Origin of the sequence: Micromonospora sp. WMMD1128 (genome assembly GCF_027497235.1) — a bacterium.
In the GTDB taxonomy this organism is placed as follows: Bacteria; Actinomycetota; Actinomycetes; order Mycobacteriales; family Micromonosporaceae; genus Micromonospora.
Map to the genome: position 1 here is coordinate 692,163 of NZ_CP114902.1, position 25,448 is coordinate 717,610.

General features: G+C 74.1%; 20 protein-coding genes. 12 read left to right on the top strand and 8 right to left on the bottom strand.

The features are described 5' to 3' along the window. Positions 1-397 precede the first annotated feature (397 nt). From O7602_RS03430 to O7602_RS03450, 5 genes are all read left to right on the top strand, one after another. Positions 398-4,141, top strand: coding sequence for a PD-(D/E)XK nuclease family protein (locus O7602_RS03430; RefSeq protein WP_281590094.1), 3,744 nt, complete (start codon positions 398-400; stop codon positions 4,139-4,141). 28 nt (positions 4,142-4,169) lie between these two features. After that, entirely contained in the window at positions 4,170-7,562 is a 3,393-nt protein-coding gene (locus O7602_RS03435) for a UvrD-helicase domain-containing protein (protein WP_281586782.1), read from the top strand. A 228-nt stretch (positions 7,563-7,790) separates the two neighbouring features. Then, positions 7,791-7,994, top strand: a complete 204-nt coding sequence (locus O7602_RS03440) for a cold-shock protein (RefSeq protein ID WP_013288421.1) — start codon at positions 7,791-7,793, stop codon at positions 7,992-7,994. Positions 7,995-8,208: 214 nt separating this feature from the next. Beyond that, a complete protein-coding gene (locus O7602_RS03445; RefSeq protein ID WP_281586783.1) occupies positions 8,209-9,468 on the top strand; it encodes a DEAD/DEAH box helicase in 1,260 nt (419 codons plus the stop codon). Positions 9,469-9,608: 140 nt separating this feature from the next. Next, positions 9,609-9,776 carry a hypothetical protein gene (locus tag O7602_RS03450; RefSeq protein ID WP_281586784.1) on the top strand — a complete coding sequence of 56 codons (168 nt, stop codon included), beginning with the start codon at positions 9,609-9,611 and terminating at the stop codon, positions 9,774-9,776. Positions 9,777-9,894: 118 nt separating this feature from the next. Here O7602_RS03450 and O7602_RS03455 read toward each other — a convergent pair whose 3' ends face one another. The 3 genes from O7602_RS03455 to O7602_RS03465 are packed head-to-tail and all read right to left on the bottom strand — an operon-like array spanning position 9,895 to position 12,606. Next, positions 9,895-10,779 (bottom strand): ABC transporter permease, encoded by an 885-nt coding sequence (locus O7602_RS03455; RefSeq protein ID WP_281586785.1) that lies wholly within the window; start codon positions 10,777-10,779, stop codon positions 9,895-9,897. Beyond that, positions 10,769-11,548, bottom strand: a complete 780-nt coding sequence (locus tag O7602_RS03460; protein WP_281586786.1) for an ABC transporter ATP-binding protein — start codon at positions 11,546-11,548, stop codon at positions 10,769-10,771. Before O7602_RS03460 ends, O7602_RS03455 begins: the two co-directional genes overlap by 11 nt. Further along, entirely contained in the window at positions 11,545-12,606 is a 1,062-nt protein-coding gene (locus tag O7602_RS03465; protein WP_281586787.1) for an ABC transporter substrate-binding protein, read from the bottom strand. Before O7602_RS03465 ends, O7602_RS03460 begins: the two co-directional genes overlap by 4 nt. Before the next feature lie 148 nt (positions 12,607-12,754). Between O7602_RS03465 and O7602_RS03470 the strand changes: the two genes are divergently transcribed. The 3 genes from O7602_RS03470 (at position 12,755) to nudC (ending at position 16,591) form a co-directional block, all read left to right on the top strand. Further along, positions 12,755-14,065 (top strand): pitrilysin family protein, encoded by a 1,311-nt coding sequence (locus O7602_RS03470; protein ID WP_281586788.1) that lies wholly within the window; start codon positions 12,755-12,757, stop codon positions 14,063-14,065. 55 nt (positions 14,066-14,120) lie between these two features. Next, positions 14,121-15,455: a pitrilysin family protein gene (locus O7602_RS03475; RefSeq protein ID WP_281586789.1), complete on the top strand. Its 1,335-nt coding sequence runs from the start codon at positions 14,121-14,123 to the stop codon at positions 15,453-15,455. Between the two features lie 188 nt (positions 15,456-15,643). Beyond that, the gene (nudC, locus tag O7602_RS03480) at positions 15,644-16,591 is read left to right on the top strand and encodes an NAD(+) diphosphatase (protein WP_281590096.1); all 948 of its coding nucleotides are present in this window, start codon (positions 15,644-15,646) and stop codon (positions 16,589-16,591) included. A gap of 554 nt (positions 16,592-17,145) precedes the next feature. Here the strand turns inward: nudC and O7602_RS03485 are convergent. From O7602_RS03485 to O7602_RS03495, 3 genes are all read right to left on the bottom strand, one after another. Further along, complete coding sequence (locus tag O7602_RS03485; protein ID WP_281586790.1) at positions 17,146-17,415, bottom strand: hypothetical protein; 270 nt, start codon at positions 17,413-17,415, stop codon at positions 17,146-17,148. 197 nt (positions 17,416-17,612) lie between these two features. Further along, positions 17,613-17,846 carry a DUF397 domain-containing protein gene (locus tag O7602_RS03490; RefSeq protein ID WP_281586791.1) on the bottom strand — a complete coding sequence of 78 codons (234 nt, stop codon included), beginning with the start codon at positions 17,844-17,846 and terminating at the stop codon, positions 17,613-17,615. Positions 17,847-17,917: 71 nt separating this feature from the next. After that, positions 17,918-18,889: a helix-turn-helix transcriptional regulator gene (locus O7602_RS03495; protein ID WP_281586792.1), complete on the bottom strand. Its 972-nt coding sequence runs from the start codon at positions 18,887-18,889 to the stop codon at positions 17,918-17,920. Positions 18,890-19,091: 202 nt separating this feature from the next. Here O7602_RS03495 and O7602_RS03500 point away from each other — a divergent pair, with 202 nt between their 5' ends. After that, positions 19,092-20,357: an MFS transporter gene (locus O7602_RS03500; RefSeq protein WP_281586793.1), complete on the top strand. Its 1,266-nt coding sequence runs from the start codon at positions 19,092-19,094 to the stop codon at positions 20,355-20,357. Between the two features lie 56 nt (positions 20,358-20,413). Here O7602_RS03500 and O7602_RS03505 read toward each other — a convergent pair whose 3' ends face one another. Next, entirely contained in the window at positions 20,414-20,656 is a 243-nt protein-coding gene (locus O7602_RS03505; RefSeq protein ID WP_091068606.1) for a mycoredoxin, read from the bottom strand. 90 nt (positions 20,657-20,746) lie between these two features. Here O7602_RS03505 and O7602_RS03510 point away from each other — a divergent pair, with 90 nt between their 5' ends. From O7602_RS03510 to O7602_RS03520, 3 genes are all read left to right on the top strand, one after another. Beyond that, positions 20,747-22,903, top strand: coding sequence for an ATP-dependent DNA helicase UvrD2 (locus O7602_RS03510; protein WP_281586794.1), 2,157 nt, complete (start codon positions 20,747-20,749; stop codon positions 22,901-22,903). 129 nt (positions 22,904-23,032) lie between these two features. Then, entirely contained in the window at positions 23,033-23,284 is a 252-nt protein-coding gene (locus tag O7602_RS03515) for a hypothetical protein (RefSeq protein ID WP_281586795.1), read from the top strand. A 139-nt stretch (positions 23,285-23,423) separates the two neighbouring features. Next, positions 23,424-23,789 (top strand): WhiB family transcriptional regulator, encoded by a 366-nt coding sequence (locus O7602_RS03520; protein WP_281586796.1) that lies wholly within the window; start codon positions 23,424-23,426, stop codon positions 23,787-23,789. Between the two features lie 306 nt (positions 23,790-24,095). On the opposite strand, the gene O7602_RS03525 is transcribed toward O7602_RS03520, so the two are convergent. Beyond that, complete coding sequence (locus O7602_RS03525; RefSeq protein WP_281586797.1) at positions 24,096-25,442, bottom strand: AarF/ABC1/UbiB kinase family protein; 1,347 nt, start codon at positions 25,440-25,442, stop codon at positions 24,096-24,098. Between the last annotated feature and the right edge of the window lie 6 nt (positions 25,443-25,448).

The following is a 25,448-nucleotide window of genomic DNA, read 5'->3' on the forward strand; positions in this document are numbered from 1 at the left end:
CCGGCCTGCCCCGCTCCGGCCCGGGTCCCGCCCTGGTTGACACCCCTCCCGCTCCACCCATCGGGTGCGGGCCGGGCGAGTGGAACGCCGTGGGTGTCTCCGGTCCCGTTTGACACCCATACCGTTCCACTCATCGGGTGCGGGCCGGGCGAGTGGAACGCCGTGGGTGTCTCCGCGTCGCACTGCGCGGGGCGCTTCCGGATGGCGGCTCGGGAGAGGGGCCCGCAGGGCGAGAGACCACGAGCCCTCCGCGCCGACCGGTGCTCGGGACGCGGCGTGCGCCGCCGCCGGCCGGGCGGGTCGTCCCGGTGGCGGCCGTTCCTGCTGACCGGGTGCGCTGCGGCGGGTGGGCGGCGTCGGTTTCCGGGTGTCGTACCGGCGTGGTGGGATGTCGGTGATGCAGGCGTACCGGTTGGTGCGCCGGCCCGGCGGCGCGGGGGCGGGGGTCACCCACGACGCCGGGGCGGGGCAGGGGGTGGGCCGGTCCGACGGACCGGTCGTGTCGGAGCCGCGATCCGGGGGGTCGACGGTCGATGCCGCGCACCCACCGACCGTGGCCGAGCCGAGCGTTGCCGGGCCGAGCGTTGCCGGGCCGAGCGTTGCCGGGCCATCCGTTGCCGGGCCATCCGTGGCCGGGTCGAGCGTGGCCGAAGGGCGTCGGGCGGATCTGGTGCAGGCCGAGGTCATCGCGCACACCGACGGGCCGATGCTCGTCGTGGGTGGGCCCGGCACCGGAAAGACCGCCACCCTGGTCGAGGCGGTCGCCGCCCGGGTGGCCGAGGGCGTCGACCCGGAACGGGTCCTGGTGCTGACCTTCGGGCGGCGGGGCGCCACCGAGTTGCGTCGGCGGATCGAGGCCCGGATCGCCGGAGACGGCCACCGTGTGCTCCGCGAGCCGCTGGTCCGCACGTTCCCGGCGTACGCCTTCGGGCTGCTCCGCCGGGCCGCGGCGGAACGGGGTGAGCCCTCACCGCGGCTGCTCACCGGCCCGGAGCAGGACCTCATCATCCGCGAGTTGCTCGACGTGGTCGGCGAGGAGCCGGACGACGATCCGGTCGGCTGGCCGGCGGACATGCGCCCCGCGCTGCGTACCCGGGCGTTCGCGCAGCAGCTCCGTGACCTGTTGATGCGGGCCGCCGAGCGGGGCGTCGGCCCGGTCGAGCTGGCCCGCCTCGGCGAGAAGCTGGGCCGCGCCGACTGGCCGGCCGCGGCCCGCTTCCTCCGCGAGTACGTCGCCGTCCTCGCGCTGCGTGACGTGAGCAACCGGGGTTCGGTCGCGTACGACCCGGCGGAGCTGGTGCGGGTCGCCACCGGCATGCTGCTCGACGATCCCGGGTTGCTCGCCGCCGAGCGCCGCCGCCTGACCCACGTCTACGTCGACGAGCTTGCCGACACGGACCCGGCCCAGGTGGACCTGCTCGCCGTGGTGGCCGGCGGTGGCAAGTCCCTGGTCGCCTTCGCCGACCCGGACTCCTCCACGTACGCCTTCCGGGGCGCCGACCCGGCTGCGGTCGGCGCGTTCCCGCACCGGTTCCGGACCGCCTCCGGCGCGCCGGCCGCCCAGGTCACGTTGGCGACCTCCTACCGGGCCGGGCCGGAGTTGCTGGCGGCGACCGCCCGGCTGGCCCGCCGGCTCCGGGGCCCGGCGGCCCACCGGCGGCTGCGCCCGCTCCCGGACGCGCCGGCCGGCGCGGTCGAGGTGCGCACCTTCCGCTCCGCCACCAGCGAGTCCGCGTGGCTGGCCCACGCCCTGCGGGAGGCCCACCTGCTCGACGGGGTGCCCTGGTCCCGGATGGCGGTGCTGGTGCGTTCCACCGGGCGGCAGCTCCCGTCGCTGCGACGTGCCCTGCACACCGCCGGCGTGCCCACCGTGGTGCACGGGGAGGACCTGCCGCTGCACCTCCAGCCGGCGGTGGCCCCGCTGCTGCTCCTGCTCCGCTGCGCGCTCGAACCCGACCGGCTGGACGAGGAGTCGGCGGTCGCGCTGCTGCACTCGCCGCTCGGCGGCGCCGACCCGCTGGCCGAGCGGCGGCTGCGCCAGGGGTTGCGGGCGCTCGCGCTGGCCGGCGGGGACCGTCGCCCCTCCGGTGAGTTGCTTGTGGAGGCGCTGCGCGATCCGACTGAGCTGGCCACCATCGAGCGGCGGTGGGCGGAGCCGGCGCAGGCCGTGGCGCACCTGCTGGCGACCGCCCGGCAGGCCGCCGGCACGCCCGACGCCACCGTCGAGGACGTCCTCTGGGCGGTGTGGCGGGAGAGTGGGCTGGCCGAGCGCTGGGCCGGGGCGATCACCCGGGGGCGGGCGGCCACCGGCGAGCACGAGACGGCCCAACGCTGGCGGGCCGAGGCCGCCGACCGGGATCTGGACGCCGTGCTGGTGCTCTTCGACGCGGCGGCCCGGTTCGTCGACCGGCTGCCGGGGGCACGCACCGAGGTCTTCCTCGACCACGTGCTCGGCCAGGAGTTGCCGGCCGACACGCTCGCCGCCGCCGCCGACCGGGGAGACGCGGTACGCCTGCTCACCGCGCACGCGGCGAAGGGCCTGGAGTGGGACCTGGTGGCCGTCGCCGGGGTGCAGGAGGGCGTCTGGCCGGACCTGCGACTGCGCGGCAGCCTGCTCGGCTCGGAGCGGCTGGTCGACGTGCTCGCCGGCCGGGCCGACGGCGCCGGGCTGCGGGCCAGCCTGGTCGGGCAGACGTCGGCGCTGCTGGACGAGGAGCGGCGGCTGTTCCACGTCGCGGTCAGCCGGGCGCGGCGCCGCCTGCTGGTCACCGCCGTCGCCTCCGCGGCGGTCGGCGGCGACGACCACGAGGAGCAGCCCAGCCGCTTCCTGCACGAGTTGGCCGCGACCGACCCGCCGGCCACCGGCAGCGGTGGCGCCGCCCCGCACGGCCCGGACCCGAGCGGCCCGGACCCGAGCGGCCCGGACCCGAGCGGCCCGGACCCGAGCGGCCCGGACCCGAGCGGCCCGGACCCGAGCGGCCCGAATCCGCGCGGCTCGAACCCGCGCGGTCCGGACCCGCATGGCTCAGGCCCGCACGGCGTGAACCAGACCGGCCCGAATCCGAGCGGCGCGGACCGGGACGGGCCGGTGCCGCACGGTGACGAGCATCCGCAGGACGGGCCGCCGGGTGCGCTCCCGGTGACGCTGCCGCCGCGCGGGCTCACCCTGTCCGCGCTGGTGGCGGAGCTGCGTACCGCGATCACCGACCCGGCGACGCCGATCATCCGGCGGCACGCGGCGGCGGGTGAGCTGGCCCGGCTGGCCGCCGCCGGCGTGCCCGGCGCGCACCCGGACGACTGGTGGGGGTTGCGCGGCCTCTCCGACGACCGGCCGCTCGTCGACGACGGCGAGCCGGTGCGGGTCACCCCCTCGGCGATGGAGAGCGCGTTGCGGTGCAGCCTGCGCTGGCTGCTGGAGCGGCACGGCGGCAGCGGGCCGGCAAGCGCCGCCCAGGGCGTCGGCAACCTGGTGCACGCCGCCGCGATGCTCGCCGAGGACGCGAGCGCGGACCGGGAGGCGCTGCTGGAGTACGTGGCCGCCCGGTTCGACGCGATCGAGCTGGCCGCCCGCTGGATGGTCGGCCCGGAGCGGCAGCGTGCCGAGGCGATGGTCGACAAGCTGCTGCGTTGGCTGGCCGGCAACCCGCGCCGGCTGCTCGCCATCGAGCACGAGTTCGCGGTCCGCCTCGACGACCCGTCTCGCCCGGTCGAACTGACCGGCCGGGTCGACCGGCTGGAGGTCGACGACGAGGGCCGGCTCGTGGTGATCGACCTGAAGACCGGCAAGTCCACGGCCGTCACCGAGCGGGAGGTGGCCGAGCATCCGCAGCTCGGCGCGTACCAGGCGGCGGTCGAGGCGGGCGGGTTCGCGGAGTTCGGCGCGGAGTCCGGCGGCGCCGCGCTGGTGCAGCTCGGCACCGGCGCGCGGGACGCCCGGGAGCAGGCCCAGGCCGCGGCCGGCGAGGGCCCGGAGGCCGGCTGGGCCACCGCGCTGGTCCGCCGGACCGCCGACACGATGGCCGCGTCCACGTTCGCCGCGGTCGCCAACTCCAAGTGCCGGGTCTGCCCGGTACGCACGAGCTGCCCGGTCTCCGGCCAGGGCCGGCAGGTCGTCGAGCCGCCACCGGAGAGCCGGCCGTGAGCGCGCGGAGTCGAACGAGGACCGGAGCATGACGACACAGCCGGCGCTGTTCGGCGCCACCGGCACGCCCACGCCCCGGGCCGCCGACGCGGGCCCCCGCTACACGCCCGTCGAGCTGGCCCGGCTGCTCCGGCTGCCGGCGCCAACCCGGGAGCAGGCGGCGATCATCGCGGCGCCGGTGGAGCCGCTGCTCGTGGTCGCCGGCGCCGGCTCCGGCAAGACCGAGACGATGGCCGCCCGGGTCGTCTGGCTGGTCGCCAACGCGTACGTGCGCCCCGAGCACATCCTCGGGCTCACCTTCACCCGCAAGGCCGCCGGCGAGTTGGCGCACCGGGTCCGGACGCGCCTCGACCAGCTCGTCCGCCGGCTGGGCCGGCCGCGCCGGGATCCGCGCGAGGACCCGTTCGCGGGCGAGCCGACGGTGTCCACCTACCACTCGTACGCGGGGCGGATCGTCACCGAGCACGGGTTGCGCGCCGGCTACGAGCCGACGACCCGGCTGCTCACCGAGGCGTCCCGCTGGCAGCTCGTCGACCTGCTGGTCCGCAACTACGACGGGGACATGTCCGAGGTGGACCGGATGCCGTCCACCATCACCGACGCGGTGCTCGCCCTTGCCGGCGAGCTGGACGAGCACCTGGTCGACCCGGACGAGTTGGCCGGCTGGACGGGCCGCTTCTTCGCTGAGGTCCAGTCGCGTCCCGGCCGGGTCTACGCCGACGTGCGCAAGGCGCTCCAGCTCCAGCGGACCCGGCTGAAGCTGCTGCCGCTGGTGCGGGCGTACGCCCGGCGTAAGGACGACTTCGAGGCGATGGACTTCGCCGACCAGCTCGCCCGCGCGGCCCGGGTGGCCCGCGACCACCCGGCCGTCGGCGTGATCGAGCGGGACCGGTTCCGGGTGGTGCTGCTCGACGAGTACCAGGACACCAGCCACGCCCAGGTGGTGCTGCTCAACGCGCTGTTCGGCGGCGGTCACCCGGTCACCGCCGTGGGTGACCCCTGCCAGTCCATCTACGGCTGGCGCGGGGCCAGCGCCGGCACGCTCGACCGGTTTCCCGGCGAGTTCGCCCGCGTCGACGGCACCCCCGCCGACGTGCTGGGCCTCACCACGAGCTGGCGCAACCGGCCGGAGATCCTCGACGTCGCCAACGCGCTCTCGGTGCCGCTGCGGGCGGCCGGCGCCCGGGTGCCCGAGCTGCACGCCGCGCTCAGCGTCCGCGATCCGATCCCGCACCGCACGCCGGGTGGGCGGGCCGCCGGCACCGTGCACTGCGCGCTGCTGCCGACGTACGCCGACGAGGCCGACTGGATCGCGGACAGCGTGCTGGCGTCCTGGCGGGGCGCGGCCGGGACGCCGGGCGCGCTGCCCGAGCACATCCCGGCCGACCGTCGCCCGACCACGGCGGTGCTGGTGCGGCTGCGCAGCCAGATCCCGGCGATCGAGGCGGCGCTGCGGGCCCGGGGGCTGCCGGTCGACGTGGTCGGGCTCGGCGGTCTGCTGGACACCCCGGAGGTACGGGACGTGGTGTGCACGCTGCGGGTGCTCGCCGACCCGACCGACGGGGCGGCGCTGCTGCGGCTGCTCACCGGCGCGCGCTGGCGGATCGGCCCACGTGACCTGGTCGCCCTGCACCGTCGGGCCCGGGCCATCGCCCGCAGCCGCCGGGAGCTGGTCGGGGACGACGGGCCGGAGATCGTCGTGGACGTGCTGGACGAGGCGACCCTGGTCGAGGCGTTGGCCGACCTGGGGCCGGCGCAGGCGTACTCGGCGGAGGGGTTCGCCCGGCTGCGGTCGTACGGGATGGAGTTGGCGCTGCTGCGCTACCGGCTGGACCAGTCCCTGCCGGAGTTGATCGCGGACATCGAGCGGACCATCGGGTTGGACGTGGAGGTGGCGGTCCGGGCCGGGCGGGACGGCGCCGGTGACGCCGGGCTGGCCCGCGCCCACCTGGACGCGCTCGGCGACGTCGCGGCGCGGTTCAGCGGCGAGACACCCGGCGCCACGCTCGCCGGTTTCCTCGCCTACCTGGCCGCCGCCGAGGACGAGGAACGTGGGCTGGCGCCGGGCGAGGTCGAGGTGGTGGCGGGCGCCGTGCAGGTGCTCACCGCGCACGCCGCCAAGGGCCTGGAGTGGGACGTGGTGGCGGTGGCCGGGTTGACCCGGGGCGTGTGGCCGGGGCCGGTCCGCAACTCGGACCACTGGCTGGGTGGGCTCGGGGTGCTGCCGTTCCCGCTGCGCGGCGACGCCGACGGGCTGCCCGAGCTGGCCCTGCCGGAGGCGGCGGACCAGCGTGGGGTGGCCCGGGCACTGGCCGAGTTCACCGACGCCTGGCGGGCGCACGACGAGCGGGAGGAACGCCGGCTGGCGTACGTGGCGGTGACCCGGCCCCGGCGGTTGCTGCTCTGCTCCGGCTACTGGTGGGGGGAGGGGACGAAGCGGTTCCGCGGGCCGTCGGTGTTCCTGCGTGAGGTGCACGACGCCGGCCTGACCGGCGCGGACGGGCACGTGATCGACGCCTGGGCGCCGGAGCCGGCCGGGGACGCGGTGAACCCGACCACCGAGACGGTGCTGCGCGCCGAGTGGCCAGCCGACCCGCTGGGCGGTCGCCGGCCGGCGCTCACCGAGGCGGCGGCGCTGGTCCGCCGTCATCTCGCCGACCCGGACGCGGCGCGCCGCGAAGCGGCCCTGCTGGCCGCCGCCGGTCCGGCCGATGTGGCGCAGGGGGATCCGGAGGTGGCCCGGTGGCGGCGGGAGGCCGATCTGCTCCTTGCCGAGCGGGCGGAGCTGGCCCGGCGGGCCGAGGCGGTCGAGGTGGAACTGCCGGGCCAGCTCTCGGTGACCCAACTGGTGGCGTTGCGTCGTGACCCGGAGGCGCTGGCCCGTACGCTGCGCCGGCCGATGCCGAGCGAACCCAGCCCGTACGCCCGGCGGGGCACCGCGTTCCACGCCTGGCTGGAGCAGCGTTTCGGCGCGGACCGGCTGCTGGATGTGGACGAGTTGCCCGGCGCGGCCGACGACGGCGCCGCCCCGGACGAGGCGCTTGCCGCGTTGCAGGAGCGGTTCCTGGCCAGCGAGTGGGCGGACCGGGTGCCGGTGGAGGTGGAGGTGCCGTTCGCCACGGTGATCGCCGGTGTGGTGGTCCGGGGTCGGATGGACGCGGTCTTCGCCCGCCCCGGCGGGCGTTACGACGTGGTCGACTGGAAGACCGGTCGGCGACCCACCGGCCGCGAGGCGGACGCGGCGGCGGTGCAGTTGGCGGTCTATCGGCTGGCCTGGGCGGAGTTGGCCGGCGTGCCGGTGGAGCGGGTCGGCGCGGCGTTCCACTACGTGCGGGACGGGGCGACGGTGCGTCCGGCCGACCTGCTCGACGTGACGGGGTTGACCGCGCTGGTGAGTGCCGTGCCGGAAATTTCGGCGTGACCTCCCCCGGCGGCGAGATCCGTGGTAGGTTATCCGGGTTGCAGTTTTGGTTTCCAGAGACTCTGTGTGCGCCTGGCGGATTGTGGCCCCAGGCGCTCTTTGTTGTGTCCGGAGTTCTCCGGGCGGGGCGACCAGCAGCGACAGGCATGGCACGCGGCCAACGCGTGGTGTGCTCCCTCCGGCCCGCAAGACGTGCGGGCCGACCGTTCCGTCAAGGAGACGAAACACATGGCAATTGGCACCGTGAAGTGGTTCAACGCTGACAAGGGCTTCGGCTTCATCACCCCGGACGACGGCGGCGCTGACGTCTTCGCCCACTTCTCGGCGATCCAGACCTCCGGCTACCGGAGCCTGGACGAGAACCAGCGGGTCGAGTTCGAGGTGACCCAGGGCCAGAAGGGCCCGCAGGCGGAGAACATCCGCCCGCTCTGATCTTTCGGATCAACCGGCACCACCACCGCGCCCCGCCGGGCGTGGTGCACGGGCCGACCCGCCGCGCCGCCCTCCCGTAACCGGGACGTGGCGCGCCGAGGCGGGTCGGCCCGTACCCTTTTCGGTTCGTGCTTGTGATCACCGGCCATGCCGGTGACGCGCCGCTTGTCGGCGCCCTTCCTCGACACGTGCCGCCTCGAGGAAGGCTTTCCGCATGACCACGACCCTGCCCACCTTCGCCGACACCGGCCTGGCCCCGGCGCTCGTCTCCGAGCTGGTCGCCCAGGGCATCACCGCGCCGTTCCCGATCCAGTCGGCCACCCTGCCCGACTCGCTCGCCGGCCGGGACGTGCTCGGCCGCGGGCGGACCGGCTCGGGCAAGACGCTCGCGTTCGGGTTGCCGCTGCTGCACCGTACGGCCGGTCGCCGGGCCCGTCCCGGTCGCCCGCTCGCCCTGGTGCTGGTGCCCACCCGGGAACTGGCCGCGCAGGTGACCGCCGCGCTCGTCCCGTACGCCGGGGCGCTCGGGCTGCGCTGCGCCACGGTGGTCGGCGGCCTGTCGCTGAGCCGCCAGGCGGACGCGCTGCGGGCCGGCGCCGAGGTGCTGGTGGCCACGCCGGGGCGGCTGCACGACCTGATCGACCGGGGTTCCGCCCGGCTGGACCAGGTGGCCATCACCGTGCTGGACGAGGCGGACCAGATGGCCGACATGGGCTTCCTGCCGCAGGTGACGAAGCTGCTGGAGCAGGTCGCGCCGGGCGGGCAGCGGATGCTCTTCTCGGCCACCCTGGACCGGGGCGTGGACCGGCTGGTCCGCCGGTTCCTGGCCGACCCGGTCACGCACTCCGTCGATCCGGGCACCGCCACGGTCACCGCGATGACCCATCACGTGCTGCACCTGGAGCCGGAGGACAAGCCGGCCGCGCTCGCGAACATCGCCGCCCGTGAGGGCCGCACCATCGTCTTCATCGCCACCAAGCACCGCGCCGACCGGGTGGCCCGCCAGTTGCTCGCCAAGGGCGTACGCGCCGCCGCGCTGCACGGTGGCAAGTCGCAGCCGCAGCGCACCCGGATCCTGGAGCAGTTCCGCACCGGCCAGGTCACCGCGCTGGTGGCCACCGACGTGGCGGCCCGGGGCATCCACGTGGACGGGCTCGACCTGGTGGTGAACGCGGACCCGCCCACGGAGGCGAAGGACTACCTGCACCGGGGCGGCCGGACCGCGCGGGCCGGGGAGTCGGGCACCGTGGTCACCCTGGTCCTGCCGGAGCAGCGCCGCGACGTGGCCCGGCTGATGACCACCGCGGGGATCAATCCGAAGACCACCCGGGTACGCCCCGGTGACGCGGAGCTGGGTCGGCTGACCGGGGCGCGGGAGCCTTCCGGGACGCCGGTGACCATCGCGCCGCCGGTCGCCGCGCATCCTGCCCCCGGGACCCGCCCGCGTCGCCGCCCGCGCCCGCGCCGGCGCTGACCGGCCGTCCCGGGTCACCTCGCTGAGTCGGGGATCAGCGGACTTTCAGTCGGCTGTCCGACACTCCGGCGGCGCTCCGGCGACCATGCTGGTCGCCGGGGGCCGGTCGGGGGGACCGGCCGGACGCGGGAGGGGTGACCATGGCGGGCGATGCCGGCCCGGGTGGGACCCGGGAAGTGCTGCTGGTGCTCGCGGTCGCGGGCGCCGGCCTGGCGCTCGCCGTGGTGGCCGCGTTCGGGCCCTGGCATCCGGCCGCGGCCGGTCCGCAGGACCGGGGTGCGGCCCGCAGCTTCAACCCCGGACAATAAGTCGTCCGCACGCACCGAGGGGGCGCGAGCGGCCGGGCGGGGCCCCGGCACCGGGCCCCGCCCGGCGTCCGGCTGACCTGCCGGTTCAGGGTGCCGCCGCGCGTGGAGGGACGCGACGTCAGTTGCCGGCCTGGTCCAGCACGCCCCAACGGCGGCGGATCGCCTTGTCGGCCGCGCCGAACGCGGTGTCCACGAGCAGGCCGACCACCAGGATGACGATCATGATGGCCATCAGCCGGGGCGCCTCGCTCAGCTCGCGGGCGTAGGTGAGCTGCGCGCCGATCGAGGTGCGGGTGGCGATGACCACAAGCAGCTCGCCGGCCATCAGGCTGCGCCAAGCGAACGCCCAGCCCTGCTTGAGCCCGGCCACGATGGCGGGCAGCGCGGCCGGCGCGATCACGTACCGGTAGAGGTTGAGCCCGCGGGCGCCGAGGTTGCGGCCGGCCCGGACCAGCAGCGGCGGCACGTAGTCCACACCGTGGATGACGCCGTTGGCGACCGACGGCGCGGCGCCCAGCACCACCACGAAGAAGATCGCCTGCTCGCTGAGCTGGAACAGCAGGATGGCCAGCGGGAACCAGGCGATCGACGGCATGGTCTGCAACGCGGTGATCATCGAGCCGAGCGCGGCCCGGAGCACCTTGACCCGGGCCACCCCGAGGCCGAGCAGCAGGCCCACCGCGACCGCGGCGGAGAACCCGACCACGGCACGGCGGGCGGTGGTGGCCAGCCCTTCCCAGAGCGCGGAGCTGGCCAGGTAGTGGCCGAGGTCGGCGAAGACCACCGCCGGGCCGGGCAGCGCCCACGGCTCCTTCCAGCCGCTCCAGACGACCGCCTGCCAGAGCGCGACCGCCAACGCCAGCGCGGCGAACTTGGGCCAGGTGGCCGACCAGAGGCGGCGTACCCGGGACGGGCCCTTCTCCCGGCCGGCGATCTCCAGCGCGTCGAGGCCGGAGATCTCCGCGTCGGTACGCGCCGACCCGGCGAGGGTGTCACTGGCCATGCCGGCCCACCTCCTTGCGCAGCCGGTCGGTGACCTCGGCGGCGATGGCCGACACCTCCGGCGAGTCGATCCGCCGGGGTCGTGGCACGTCGACCCGGGTGGCGTAGATGATCCGGCCGGGCCGGCTGGAGAGCAGCACGATCCGGTCGGCGAGCCGGGCCGCCTCGCGCACGTTGTGCGTGACGAACAGGACGGTGAGCTTGCGCTCGCTCCAGATCCGCTCCAGCTCGTCGTGCAGGATGTCCCGCGTCATCGCGTCGAGCGCGCCGAACGGCTCGTCCATCAGCAGCACCGGGGTGTCCAGGGCGAGCGTGCGGGCCAGCGCGACCCGCTGCCGCATGCCGCCGGAGAGCTGGTGCGGGCGCTTGCGGCCGAACTCGGACAGGTGGACCGTGCGCAGCAGCTCGGCCACCCGCGCCCGGCGCTGGTCGCGGGGGAGCCCGCGCAGCTTGAGCGGCACCTCGACGTTGCCCTCGACGGTCGACCACGGGAACAGCGCCGGCTCCTGGAACATCAGGCCCGGGTTGACGCCCTCGCCCAGCTCGATCGCGCCGCCGCTGACCCGGTCCAGGCCGGCGACCAGGTTGAGCAGCGTGCTCTTGCCGCAGCCGGACGCGCCGACCAGGCAGACGAACTCGCCCGGGGCGACATCGAGCGACACTCCGTCGAGGGCCAGGACCGCCTGCTCGCCCTGGCCGTACACCTTTGTCACGCCGCGGAGCGCGACCGAGCCGGTCGCGCTGCGCGGGGTCGTCGTGGTCGACGTCACGGCTGGGTGACCTCGGGCTTGCCCTCGGCCTTCAGCACCTCGTTGAGGAACGTCAGGTCGTAGAGGCCGGTCAGGTCGACCGGCTGGGTCAGCCCGACCGCGACGGCGTGGTCCAGGCCGGTCTTCAGCGAGGACGAGATCGGGTCGTTGGTGAACTCCAACGTCGGCCAGGCCTGCTGGATCAGCTTGAGGTCGAGCGGCTTACCGGTGATCTTGCCGATGTGCTCGGAGATGGCCTGCTGCGCCTCGTCCGGCTTGGTGTTGACGAACTCGTTCGCCGCGACCTGCCCCTCGACCAGCTTCTTCACCACGTCCGGGTGCGCCTTGAGGAACTTGGTGCTGACCAGCAGGTTGGTGATGACGAACTTCTTGTCCGGCCAGAGGTCGCGCTCGTCGACGAGCACCTTGCCACCGGCGTTCACCAGCCGGGAGACGAACGGCTCCGGCACCCAGGCGCCGTCGATGGCGCCGCTGCCGAACGTCTCGACCGTCTGCGCGTTCTCCTGCGGGACGACCTTGACGTCGCCGCCGCCTTCCTTGGTGGTCGCCAGGCCCTTCTCCTTGAGCCAGTAGCGCAGCGCGACGTCCTGGGTGTTGCCGAGCTGCGGAGTGGCGATCTTCTTGCCGCGGAGCTGCTCCACCGCGGTGATGGCGGGCTTGACCACGAGCGCGACGCCGCCGGACGCGGCGCCGGAGACCACCCGGACCGCCTCGCCCTTCGACTTGGAGAAGGCGTTCACGGTCGGGTTCGGACCGATGTACGTGGCGTCCAGCGCGCCGGAGAAGACCGCCTCGATGGCGGCCGGGCCGGCGTTGAACGTCTTCGTCTCCAGCGTGACGTCGCCGCCCAGCTTCTCCTTGAAGATCCCCTTCTCCACGCCGACCACGGCCGGCGCGTGGGTGATGTTCGGGAAGTAGCCCAGGCGCAGCGTCACCGGGCCGGAGTCACCGGCGCCGTCGTTGTCGTCGCCGCAGGCGGCGGTGGTGCCGAGCGTGGCCGCACCGACCGCGGCGAGGGTGGTCAGGGTGACCAGGCGGCGCAGGGGAAGCCGTCTCATCTATCGTCCAATCCGCAGTATTCCTATTTAGTTGATAGGAAGAGTGGGGCAGAAGGTGGTCGTCGTCAAGACCTGTCCCGGATCTGTCCGCCGTTCGGCCGGGGCACACCGCCGGTGCGGCGGGTACGGAGGCGCTAGTGTCGATCGCGTGCCGACGCGGAGAGTGAAGATCCCAGCCACGAAATACCCGGTCGAGCGGTTCGACCTCGACAACGGCCTCCGGGTGGTGCTCACCCCGGACCGCAGCGCCCCGGTGATCGGGGTGGCGGTGGTCTACGACGTCGGCATCCGCTCCGAGCCGCAGGGCCGCACCGGCTTCGCCCACCTCTTCGAGCACCTGATGTTCCAGGGCTCGGAGAACCTGGAGAAGCTCGCCCACTTCCGGCACGTCCAGGGCGCCGGCGGCACCTTCAACGGCTCCACCCACCTCGACTACACCGACTACTTCGAGACGCTGCCGAGCAACGCCCTGGAACGGGCGCTCTTCCTCGAAGCCGACCGGATGCGCGGCCCCCGACTGACCGAGGAGAACCTCCGCAACCAGGTCGACGTGGTCAAGGAGGAGATCCGGGTCAACGTGCTCAACCGGCCGTACGGCGGGTTCCCCTGGCTGACGCTGCCGCCGGTGATGTTCGACACCTTCCCCAACGCGCACGACGGCTACGGCTCCTTCGACGACCTGGAGTCGGCGACGGTGGCCGACGCCGCCGACTTCTTCCGCCGCTACTACGCCAGCGGCAACGCGGTGCTCGCGATCAGCGGCGACATCGACGTGGCCGAGACGACCACGCTCGTCGAACGGCACTTCGGCGACGTGCCGGCCCGCCCCGCCCCGGAGCGGCCCGACTTCACCGAACCCGACCTGACCACCGAGCGGCGCAGCACGTACACCGACGCGCTGGCCCCGCTCCCGGCCGTGGCGAGCGCCTGGCGGGTGCCCGACCCGGTCACCGACTTCACCGGCTACCTGCCCTACGTGGTGCTGGCCGAGGTGCTCACCGACGGCGACGCCTCCCGGCTGGTCGAGCGGCTGGTGCAGCGCGACCGCACGGTCACCAGCCTGGGCGGCTACCTCGGCTTCATGGGCGACCCGTTCGACGTACGCGACCCCACCGCGCTGCTGCTCCAGGCCCACCTGCCGCCCGGCGGCGACGTGGACAAGGTGCTGCGCACCGTCGACGAGGAGCTGGACCGACTAGCCACCGGCGGGCTGACCGAGGGCGAGCTGGCGCGTACCCAGGCCCGGATGGCCACCCACCTGCTGCGGGACACCGACGCGGTGCTGGGCCGGGCACTGCGGATGGCCGTGCTGGAACAGCAGCGCGGCGAGCCGGAACTACTGAACGACCTGCCCCGGCTGGTCGGCGCCGTGACCGAGGAACAGGTCCGCGCCGCCGCCGCCACCCTGCGGCCCGAGCGCCGCGCATCCGTCGAGGTCGTGGCCGGAGGTGCCAAGTGAGCGCGAGGAGTGAGCCGGGTTTGCGAGCCCCGCAGTCGCGAACGGAGGTGGCTCAGTGACCGCCACCACCGTCCGACCGCTGCCGGCGCTCGGCCCGAACAAGCGGCTGACCGTGCCGAAGCAGGCCGAGCGCACGCTCGGCAACGGCCTCACCGTGATCGCGGTACGCCGCCCCGCCGTACCCCTTGTCGAACTGCGGCTCTGGATGCCGTTCGGCCGGACCCACCTGGCCCGGGGCGCGATGCTGGCGCAGACCATGCTGGCCGGCACCGAGGCGCACACCGCCACCGAGATCGCCGCCGAGCTGCAGAAGGTCGGCGGCGGGCTCTCCGCCGGCCTCGACCCGGACCGGCTGATGCTCTCCGGCGCGGGCCTGGTCACCGGGCTGGACCGGATGCTGGAACTGCTCGCCGAGGTGCTCACCGGCGCCAGCTACCCGGGCGACTGGGTGGCGACCGAGCGGGACCGCCTGGTCGACCGGATCCAGGTCGCCCAGAGCCAGCCCTCCCACCTGGCCCGGACCGCGCTGCTCAAACGGGTCTACGGCCGCCACCCGTACGCGGTGCAGACCCCCGAGCCCGACCAGGTACGGGCGGTCCGACCGGCCGCGTTACGCCGGCTGCACGCCGAGCGGGTGCACCCGGCCGGCGCGGTGCTGGTGCTCGTCGGCGACGTCCGGCCGGAGCAGGCGCTCGACACGGCCGAGGCGGCGCTCGGCGGCTGGCGGGGCGACGGTCACACCGCCGAGCTGCCGCCCGCGCCACCGCTGGAGCCGGGGCCGCTGCTGCTCGTCGACCGGCCCGGCGCGGTGCAGTCCTCGCTGCGTCTCGCGCTGCCCGCGGTGCCCCGCACCCACCCCGACCACGCCGCGTTGCAACTGGCGAACCTGATCTTCGGCGGCTACTTCTCCTCGCGCTGGGTGGAGAACATCCGCGAGGACAAGGGCTACACGTACGGGCCGCACTCGCTCGTCGAGCACTCGGTGGCCGGTTCGGTGCTTGTGGCCGGCGCCGAGGTGGCCACCGAGGTGACCGCGCCGGCGCTGCTGGAGACCACCTACGAGCTGGGCCGGCTGGCCACCGTTCCGGTGAAGCCGGAGGAGCTGGAACAGGCCCGCCGCTACGCGCTCGGCACGCTCCAGCTCGGCATGTCCACCCAGGCCGGTCTCGCGTCGCTGACCAGCGCGTACGCCGGTAACGGGCTGCGGCTGGACTTCCTCACCGAGCACGCCGCCCGGCTGGCCGCGGCAACCGTGGACGACGTCGCCGAGGTGGCCGCCCGCTACCTGGCCCCGGCGCGGGCGGTCACCGTGGTGCTCGGCGACGCGGCGCGGGTGGCCGACTCGCTGGCGGCGCTCACCCCGGTGCGTACGGAAGGTGGCTCCGCGTGAGCGTGAGGAGTGAGCCGGGTTTGCGAGCCCCGCAGTCGCGAACGGAAGGTGGCTCCGCGTGAGCGCGAGGAGTGAGCCGGGTTTGCGAGCCCCGCAGTCGCGAACGGAAGGTGGCTCCGCGTGAGCGCGAGGAGTGAGCCGGGTTTGCGAGCCCCGCAGTCGCGAACGGAAGGTGGCTCCGCGTGAGCGTGACCGGGGAGCCGGCTCCGCCGCTGGCCCGGTCCACGCTGGACCGGGCCGCCCATCGGCGTACCGACCCGGGGTGGCTGGCCGAGGCGTGGGAGCAGGCCCGGGTGCTGGTGTTGGACTCCGCGGACCAGGGCCGTGCCCTGGTCCGCGGCGAGGCCGCCCCGCCGGAGCTGGTCCTGGTCGGCGCCGGCGAACTGCCCGAGGTGCCCCGCTCGGTGCCGATGTTCCTCGGCGTCGAACCGGACGGGGTGCCGGTCTTTGCGGTGGACGGGCCGCTGCCGGTGCTGCCGGACACCCGCCGGGCCCACCTGCGGGAGGTCGGCCACCTGATGACCGATCGGGACGCGGGCCTGTTCACCACCGCGTTGGCGCTGCTCAACTGGCACCTGCGGCACGGCTACTCGCCGTCCAGCGGCCAGCCGACCCAGGTCGACGAGGCCGGCTGGTCCCGGACCGACCCGGCCGGCCACCGCACCTGGCCGCGTACCGACCCGGCCATGATCGTGCTGGTGCACGACGGGGTGGACGGTCCGGAGGGCCGCTGCCTGCTCGGTAACAACGCGGCCTGGCCGAGCAACCCCGGCGTGCGCCGTTACTCCTGCCTGGCCGGATACGTCGAGCCGGGCGAGTCGGCCGAGGCCGCCGTGCTGCGCGAGGTCCGTGAGGAGGTCGGCGTCGCGGTCGAGGAGATCGGGTACGTGTCGAGCCAGGCATGGCCGTTCCCCGGCTCGTTGATGCTCGGTTTCCTGGCCCGGGCCGACGCCGACGCGCCGATCGAGGTCGACCCGACCGAGATCGCGCACGCGCGCTGGTTCAGCCGGCGGGAGATCGGCGCCGCCCTGGCCGGTGAGCCGGTGACTCTGGACGGTGGGGACCGCCTGCTCCTGCCGCCGCCGTCGTCGATCGCCCTGTTCCTGGTGCACCGCTGGCTCGACGGCCACTGCTGACCTTCTCACCCACCGCACGCCGCACGTCTGCCCGGCTGCCGTGCGGCCTCACGCGCATGGTGCCGTCGTGCCCCGACCCGGTCGGCCGCCACCCATCCGTCGACTTGGAGGGTCCCGCACACCGGAGACACCCATTCCGTTCCACTCACGCCCCGCCCGGCCGGCGAGTGGAACGGTATGGGTGTGTGGGGGCGCTGGAGGCACGTTTGCTCGTGGCGAGTTGAGCGAGGTCGGGGGCGTCCACGGGCATCTGGCAACTCGCAGCGGCCATGTGAGACAGCCGCCGACGCGAGGTGCGGGGCGAGGACGGCCTCCGCTAAGCGCTGCCGGGAGGACGCCGACGGGCGGGGACCGCCAGGTCGGGGAAGCGGCGGCATCGAAGGCTCGGTGATCGCGCCACTTCGTCGAACTGGAGTCGACCAAGGAGGAGGCGGTCCCGGCCCGGACCGTCGTTGCCGCGGCGGTCCCGGGCCGGGATCACGGGCCGTCGTGGCCGGGTGGGGCGTGGAGCACGGCGGGGGAGCCGGTCCGGCCACGACGGAGTCAGCGGCCGGTCATCCGCCGTCCCAGCGGTACGGCTGGCCGGGGGCGGGATCCTCGATGGGCAGCACCTTCACCCGGTGCCGGCCGGCGCGTACCGCCCCGACGGCGGACAGCGCCCGGGCGAGCAGGAGGGCCGCGTCCCGGTCCTCGGCGTGGACGACCTGGCGGCGGGGCTCCGGCGCGCTTGTCTCGTCCCGCAGGCGGACCCCGCCGGCCCAGGCGGCGGCGATGTCGGCGTCGGCGGCGCTTCGGATCTCGGTGCGGACGATCAGGAACCGCATGGTGTCCCCCGGAAGTGGACGGATGCGCGGTGGAACTTCCACGTCACTCCAGGCGTCATCGTACGCCCGCACGCCGTCCCAGCAAGTGAAACGTGTGGGCTCGACCGTTCGGGGGAGGCCAGGTCAGGACGGTTGTCGGGGGTGGACGGGCGAGGGGCCGCCGGCGTCACGCCGACGGCCCCGGAACACTCGCCGGATCAGTCCAGGTCGAACTGGCCGTTCTTCGTCCCGGCGAGGAAGCCGAGCCAGCCGGCCCGGTCGAACAGCAGGATCGGTCCGCCCGGGTCCTTGCTGTCGCGCAGCGCCATGGTCGCCGCGCCGGTGCCGAGCGGGGCGACCTCCACGCAGTTCGAGGTCTGGCTGCGGGTGCTCTTGCGCCAGGCGGCGCGGGCGAGCTGCCCGGAGGTCGTGCTGTTGCGGATTTCGTTCATGGTGTTCCTGCTCCTGGTGAGGTGCTCCGATGGGAACGAGTGACGCCGGGCCGGACGGTGTCCGTGGCGGATCACCGTTCCGTCGTGAGGCGCCCCGAGCCCGGGCGGCGCTGGGCCGGCGCCGTTGCCGGCCCGGACGCCACGGTGGACTCGACTGCCGTGCCGGTCAGCGGTCCCGTCGCTTCGATCAACCAGGAGATGGTGTCCGAAGCGGAGAGTGCCGACGAGCATAGCCACTCGAACACCACTTTATAGCGATTTAGGGTGTTAACCTCGGTCGACATGACGTCGCCGAACCCACTTTCGATGGCGAGTGTCTCCGGATCGAGGGGATCGGCGAACCGATAGACCGAGAAGGCGGTCGGCGGAAGGTACCAGTCGCCCACCTGCGCGTCCCGCAGCAGCAGCCGCAGCTCCACGTTCGGCAACCGCGCCAGCTCGCACAGGTGGACGAGCTGCTCACGCAGCACCTCCGGGGGCCCGGCCCGCCGGCCGAACGCGGTCTCCTCCAGCACGGCCGTGTAGCGGGTCACGTGCTCCAACAGCGCCTGGCGGGATCGGCGGGCGCCCACCTCGGTCTCCGGGTCCTCCGGATCCGGGTCGCCGGCCTCCTCGGCCACCTTCGCCGCGGACAGGATCCGGTGCCGGGCGTACCCGGGGGTCTGCAACAGCCCGGGCACCAGCACCGGGCTGTACTCGGAGATCTCCGCACAACCGGCCTCCAGCTCGGCGAAGGCGCGCTGCTGCTCGGTCATCACCGGGAACTTGCGCATCCACCCCCGCATGTCGCCGGCCTCGTGGGTGATCCCGATCAGCTCGGCGCGCTGCTCGTCGTCGGCGCCGTAGATCGTCAGCAGCGCGTCGACGTCCTCCGGATCGGGGCGGCTGCGGCCGTTCTCCAACCGCGACAGCTTGGACGCGGAGGCCCAACCGATCCGGTCGATGACCTGGTCACCGGTGAGACCGGCGTGTTCGCGGAGTCGACGCAGCTCGTTGCCGAGCCGGCGGCGGCGCAGAATCGGGCCTGGTGAGGCAGGAGGCACGGCGTCCTCTTTCCCGTCGACCGTCGCAAGACGCGACGGTAACTGTATGGAATTCGCCCCCCACGGCCAGTATGGACGGCGCGACCGGTGTCGGCGGGTCCGGCGAGGGCGTGTCACGAGACAAAAAGAGGACTGTGGAGAGCGCCTTCACCAGCGCCCGCCCCCGACGCGCCCGCGGGCGCCACCCTGCCGGAGGGAACCGATGCGCACCGTCCTGCGCCGCCCCGACTTCCGCCTGCTCTTCGCCGCGATGGTGGCGAGCATGGCGGCGGAGTCCATCCTGCTGCTCGCGCCGGCCGTCTGGGTGAAGGACCTGACCGGCTCCGACGGCATGGCCGGGGCGACCGTCTTCGCCGTCATCGCGCCGATGGCGCTGGCCCCGCTGGTGGGCTGGGTGGTCGACCGCCACCGTCGCCGGCCCTTCTTCATCGCCGCCAACCTGACCGCCGCCGTGCTGCTCGGCCCGCTGTTCACCGTGCGGGACCGGGACGACGTCTGGGTGATCTACGTGGTCGCGGGCCTCTACGGCCTGTCCTCGATCACCGTGGCCGCCGTGCTCAACGGGCTGATCCGGCAACTGCTCCCGCCCGATCTGCTGGGCGACGCGAACGGGGCGCTCCAGACCGTCCGGCAGGGGCTGCGGCTGATCGGACCGCTCGCCGGGGCCGGCATCTACGCCGCCGTCGGTGGCTGGCTGCTGGCGGCGCTGGCCATCGGCGGCTTCCTGACCGCCGCGGCGGTGGTCGGGCTGCTCCGGGTCGACGAGGGCGTGCCGCCGGGATCCGGCCGCCACCGGCCGACCGGGCTGGGCGCCGGGCTGCGCCACCTGACCCGCGAGCGGGCGCTGCGCCGGGCGCTCGTCGGGTACGGGCTCGGTTCGCTGGTGATGGGCTTCACCGAGTCGCTGATCTTCGCGTACGTCGATCAGGGTCTGCGCCGCGACGCCGCGTTCGTCGCCGTGCTGGTCCTGGTGCAGGGGATCGGTGGCCTGATCGGTGGCCTGTTCTCGGCCGCCGTGGTCCGCCGCCTGGGCGAACTCGGCACGCTGGCCGCCGGGGTGACGTTCTTCGGCCCGGCCGCGCTGGCGCTGGCGTACCCCCGGCTCTGGCTCGGGGTGGTGGCGCTGCTGCTGGCCGGCGTCTCGCTGCCGCTGACCATGGTGGGGTTGCACACGCTCGTCCAGCGGCGGACGCCGCCGGGCCTGCTGGGCCGGGTCACCGCCGCGTCGCGGGCGCTCGTCAGCGGGCCGCAGGCGGCCTCCATCGGCGCCGGTGCGCTGCTCGTGGGCGTCTTCGACTACCGGCTGCTGTTCGCGCTGGTGGGGGTGATCACCATGGCCGCCGGCCTGTACCTCTGGCGGGGCCGTGGGCTCACCCCGCCGGGCGCCGGCCCGGCCCGCGTGCCGGGCCCCCGCCGGCCGCTCGACGACGAGATGCTCGCCACCACCGAGCGGCGCCGCGCACGCTGAGCGACGACGAGCGGCCACACCCCGGAGGGTACGGCCGCTCGTCGGGTGCGGTCAGCTCAGCCGGGAAGCGCGGCGAGGTGCTGCTTGACCTGGTTGATCGAGGGGTTGGTCAGGGCGCTGCCGTCGGCGAAGCGCAGCGTCGGCACGGTCTGGTTGCCGCCGTTGACACCCATCACGAACTCCGCGGCCGCGGTGTCCTGCTCGATGTCGACCACCTCGTACGCGATGCCCTCCCGGTCGAGCTGCGACTTCAGCCGGTGGCAGTAGCCGCACCACGGGGTGGAATACATCGTCAACATGGTCAGGTCCTCCAAGGATGGCTCACGCCCGGCCCGTTCAGGCCAGGCTAACCTCTGCAACATCCGGCGGGGCTGGGATGATTCCCTGCTGTGGGGGCTCACTCAACGGCGGAACGGGTGCTGACCGGGCTGGATCCGGAGCAGCGGTCCGCGGTGACCGCCCCGGCCGGCCCGGTCTGCATCCTGGCCGGCGCCGGCACCGGCAAGACCCGGGCGGTGACCTCGCGGATCGCGTACCGGGCGCTGACCGGGGACATCGCCGCCCGGCACGTGTTGGCGGTCACGTTCACCGCCCGCGCCGCAGCCGAGATGCGAAGCCGCCTCACCGTGCTCGGGGTGCAGGGTGTGCAGGCGCGCACGTTCCACGCGGCGGCGCTGCGCCAGGTCCGCTACTTCGCCCCCCGGCTGCTGGCCGGGCGGGCCATGCCGGAGCTGCTGGACAGCAAGGTGCGGGTGGTCACCCTGGCCGCCGCCAAGGTGGGCCTGCGGGCCGACCGGGCCGCCGCCCGGGACCTCGCGGCCGAGATCGAGTGGGCCAAGTCCTCCCTGGTCGAGCCCGGCGAGTACGTGGTGGCCGCGGCCAAGGCGCTGCGCGAGACGCCGTACGAGCCGGCGCGGGTGGCCGAGGTGTTCAGCGCGTACGAGCGGCTCAAGCGCGGCAACGGGGTGATCGACTTCGAGGACATGCTGCGTGCCGCGGTCTGGGGCATCGAGGAGCACCCGGACGTGGCCGAGCAGGTGCGCAACCAGTACCGGCACTTCGTCGTCGACGAGTACCAGGACGTCAACCCGCTCCAGCAGCGGCTGCTGGAGGTGTGGCTCGGCGGCCGGGACGACCTCACCGTGGTCGGCGACGCCAGTCAGACCATCTACTCGTTCACCGGCGCGACCTCGTCGTACCTGGTCGACTTCCCGCGCCACCACCGCGGCGCGACGGTGGTCCGGCTGGTCCGCGACTACCGCTCCACCCCGCAGGTGGTGGGCCTGGCCAATGCCGTGATCTCGGCGGCCCGGGGCGCCGAGGCGCGGCTGCGGCTGGAGCTGCACGGCCAGCGTCGCCCCGGCCCGGAGCCGGAGCTGCGGATCTTCACCGACGAGCCGGCCGAGGCCAACGCCGTCGCCGCCCGCTGCCGGGCGCTCGTGGCCGGCGGCACCCCGGCGCGGGAGATCGCGGTGCTGTTCCGCACCAACGCGCAGTCCGAGGCGTACGAGAAGGCGTTGACCGAGGCCGAGGTGCCCTACGTGTTGCAGGGCGCGGAGCGGTTCTTCGAGCGACCCGAGGTGCGCCAGGCCATGATCGCGTTGCGCGCCGCCACGCGGTCCGTCCCCGGGGAGACGCCGCTGAAGACGGCCGTGGTGGACGCGCTCGGCGCGGTCGGCTGGGCACCGGACGCGCCGCCGGCCGGCGGCGCCGCACGTGAACGCTGGGAGGCGCTCGCCGCGCTGGTCCAGCTCGCCGAGGAGTACGCGGCGACGCCGCCGGTGGTGCCGATCGGGGAGGCCGCCTCGATCGAGCGGCCGGTGACGCTCACCGACTTCACCGAGGAGCTTGCCCGGCGGGCCGCCCAGCAGCACGTGCCCACGGTCGAGGGGGTGACGCTCGCGTCGCTGCACTCGGCCAAGGGCCTGGAGTGGGACGCGGTGTTCCTGGTCGGGCTGGCCGAGGGCACGCTGCCCACCACGTACGCGAAGACGCCCGAGCAGGTCGAGGAGGAACGGCGGCTGCTCTACGTCGGGATCACCCGGGCGCGGGAGTGGCTGTGGCTGTCGTACGCGGCGGCCCGCTCGCCCGGCGGTCGGGCCCGGCGGCCGTCTCGTTTCCTGCCGCAACTGGACCGTTCCGGCGGCGGTGAGCGGGCCGGCGGCGCGGGCCCGGCCCGGCGGGCCGAGCGGCGCCGACCGCAGGTGGTGTCCTGCCGGATCTGCGGCGCCACGCTGCTCGCCGGCGCGGACCGCAAACTGGGCCGCTGCCCGACCTGCCCGTCGGACCTGGACGAGGAGCTGTACGAGCGGCTGCGGGAGTGGCGGCAGCGGGTAGCCGGCGCGCAGCGGGTGCCGGCGTACGTGGTCTTCACCGATGCCACGCTCACCGCGCTCGCGGAGCGGAAGCCGGTGCGCACCGAGGAACTGGTCGCGATCGCCGGGATCGGGCCCCGGAAAGTGGGGCTTTACGGCGATACGGTGCTGGCGCTGGTGGCCGGCGCGACGGTGGACGACGTCTGCCCACAGAAAACTTCTGAAAACTAGCGGTAAATCGTTTGCCCTCCCCTGCGGGCGAGGAATAGCCTCAGGGCACACCTCGAAGCGGCGCTGTTCTGGCTGCTCACGGGGGATGAGTCCACGGTCGGCACGAGGAAGGTCAGGGAGGTGGCACCAATGGAGATTTACCTCTACGAGCGTCCGGCGGCGATGCCAGCTGCCTGCGCTCCGCTGTCGGCTGTCCGGGTGGCCCTCGCCGCTCGACCGTCGGCTCCGCAGGTGCACCAGGCCCAGGTTCAGGCCGAGCTGAATCTGACCGTTGCACCGCCGCGTGGAGTCGAGGGGACCAGTGGCTTCACGGGCATGGGCATCGGCGTCAAGAAGCGCACCGATGTCCGCGGCGTTCCACCTCGAGGTAGACCGGTCTGATCCATCAGACCACCGGCTCACCTCGAGGCCGCGGAACCCGCACACCGGGATCCGCGGCCTCAGTTTTTTGTGCACCGCCGTAGTGCCGAAGTCGGAAATGCGATCCACGAGATCGAAGTGAGAGAGAGGTGACCGGAGGATGAGTCTGGCGTTGGCCCCACTCGACGTGAGCGTCGAGGTGGAGGCGAACCTGCCCTGCCGGAAGTTCGACCCCGACCTGTGGTTCTCCGACCAGCCCGCCGAGCTTGAGCTGGCCAAGTCGCTCTGCGGGGACTGCCCGCTGCGCGTCGAGTGCCTGGCCGGCGCGGTGGAGCGGGCCGAGCCCTGGGGCGTCTGGGGCGGCGAGATCTTCGAGCGTGGCGCGGTCGTCCCGCGCAAGCGGCCCCGTGGCCGCCCGCGTAAGGAGGACGTCGCCCGCGACGCCCAGCTCCGGGTCGAGGCGGAGGCGCGACTGGCGGCCAGTGGGCTGTCCGAGTCGCGTAGCGCCGTCCGGCTGGCAGCCTGACACACCTACGTTCCGAAGCCGACCGATGCCGGTGTCCCTCCACCGGCCGAGATGAGAGAGAAAAACGATGCTGCACCTGCCGAATGGAACCGAGATGCAACTACTCCACGAAGCGTTGTCCCGGGCTCGAATGCCCCGGCCTCAGGCCGGTCGCACCACCACGAGCACTGAGGCAACCCGTTCCGCCCGTACCGTCGCCATGCGGAGTCGCGGCCAGTCGGCCCGCGACCTGGGCGTTCTCTAGATCGACACCTGAGGAAGGGGCGGCGACCGGATGGTCGCCGCCCCTTCGGCGTGCCTCTGCCCTCAGGCCACCGGGGCGAAGCCGGGCAGCCAGCGTTCCAGGATCTCCCGGTAGGACGCCTTCGCCTCCAACTGGCAGAGCACCCCGATCGAACCAAGCGTCACCCGGTGGATCATCAGGTAGGACGGTGGCAGGTTGAGCTGGCGGCTGAGCTGGTAGGCGGCGGAGCGTGGGCTGGCCAGTCGGGCCGCCTCGGCGCGCAGCCACGCCCGGGTGAAGCGGAACTCGTCCGCCGCGATCGGCTCCAGCATCGGGCGGAGGAAGTCGAGCACCGCCGGGGCGTCGATCGGCTCGGACTGGCTGACGAAACCCTCGCCACGCAGGCCGTCCACCACCCCGTCGGCGTCCCCGCGCAGCGCGAGCGCGGCGATCCGACCGATCGGCTCGGGCGTGCCCTCCGGCAGCCGGGCCACCGCGCCGAAGTCGATCACACCGAGCCGGCCGTCCGGCAGCAGCCGGAAGTTGCCCGGATGCGGATCGGCGTGCAGCAGCCCGGCCCGCTCCGGCGCGGACAGGTGCAGCTCGGCCATCAGCTGCCCGGACCGGTCGCGTTGCTCCTCGGTGCCCTCCCGGATGATCTGGGAGAGCGGGATGCCCTCGACCCACTCGGTGATCAACACCCGGGGCGCGGCGTCGAGGACCTCCGGGATGAAGATGTCCGGGTCGTCGGCGTACGCGGCGGCGAAGGCCCGCTGCGACTCGGCCTCCAACTCGTAGTCCAGCTCCTCGGTGATCCGCTCGCGCAGCTCGGCCAGGAGCGGCTTGACGTCCAGGCCCGGCTGGATGGCCCGGAACATGCCGCCCAGCCGGGAGAGCTGCTTGAGGTCGGCGAGCAGGGCGTCACCGGCGCCCGGGTACTGGATCTTCACGGCCACGTCCCGGTGCCGCGGGCCGCCGCCCGGACCGTACCCCGGGTCACGCCAGACCGCCCGGTGCACCTGCCCGATGCTGGCCGCGGCGGCCGGGGTGTCGTCGAAGGAGACGAACCGGTCCCGCCAGTCCGGCCCGAGCTGCTCGGCGAGCACCTTGTGCACGGTCGCGGCGGGCAGTGGCGGGGCGGCCTCCTGAAGCTTGGTGAGCGCCTGCCGGTAGGGCGCGGCGACCTCCTCGGGCAGCGCCGCCTCGAACACGGACAGGGCCTGGCCGAACTTCATCGCCCCGCCCTTGAGCTGACCGAGGACGCTGAACAACTGCTCGGCCGTGCGTTGCTGGATCTCGGCGGAGATGACGTCGGACGCGAGCCCGGTGACCCGCTTGCCCATGCCGAGGACGGTTCGACCGGCGAATCCGAGCGGCAGGGCGGCGAGTTTGGCGGTGCGGGACACGGCCCGCCGCGGGATGTCGGTCACCCGACC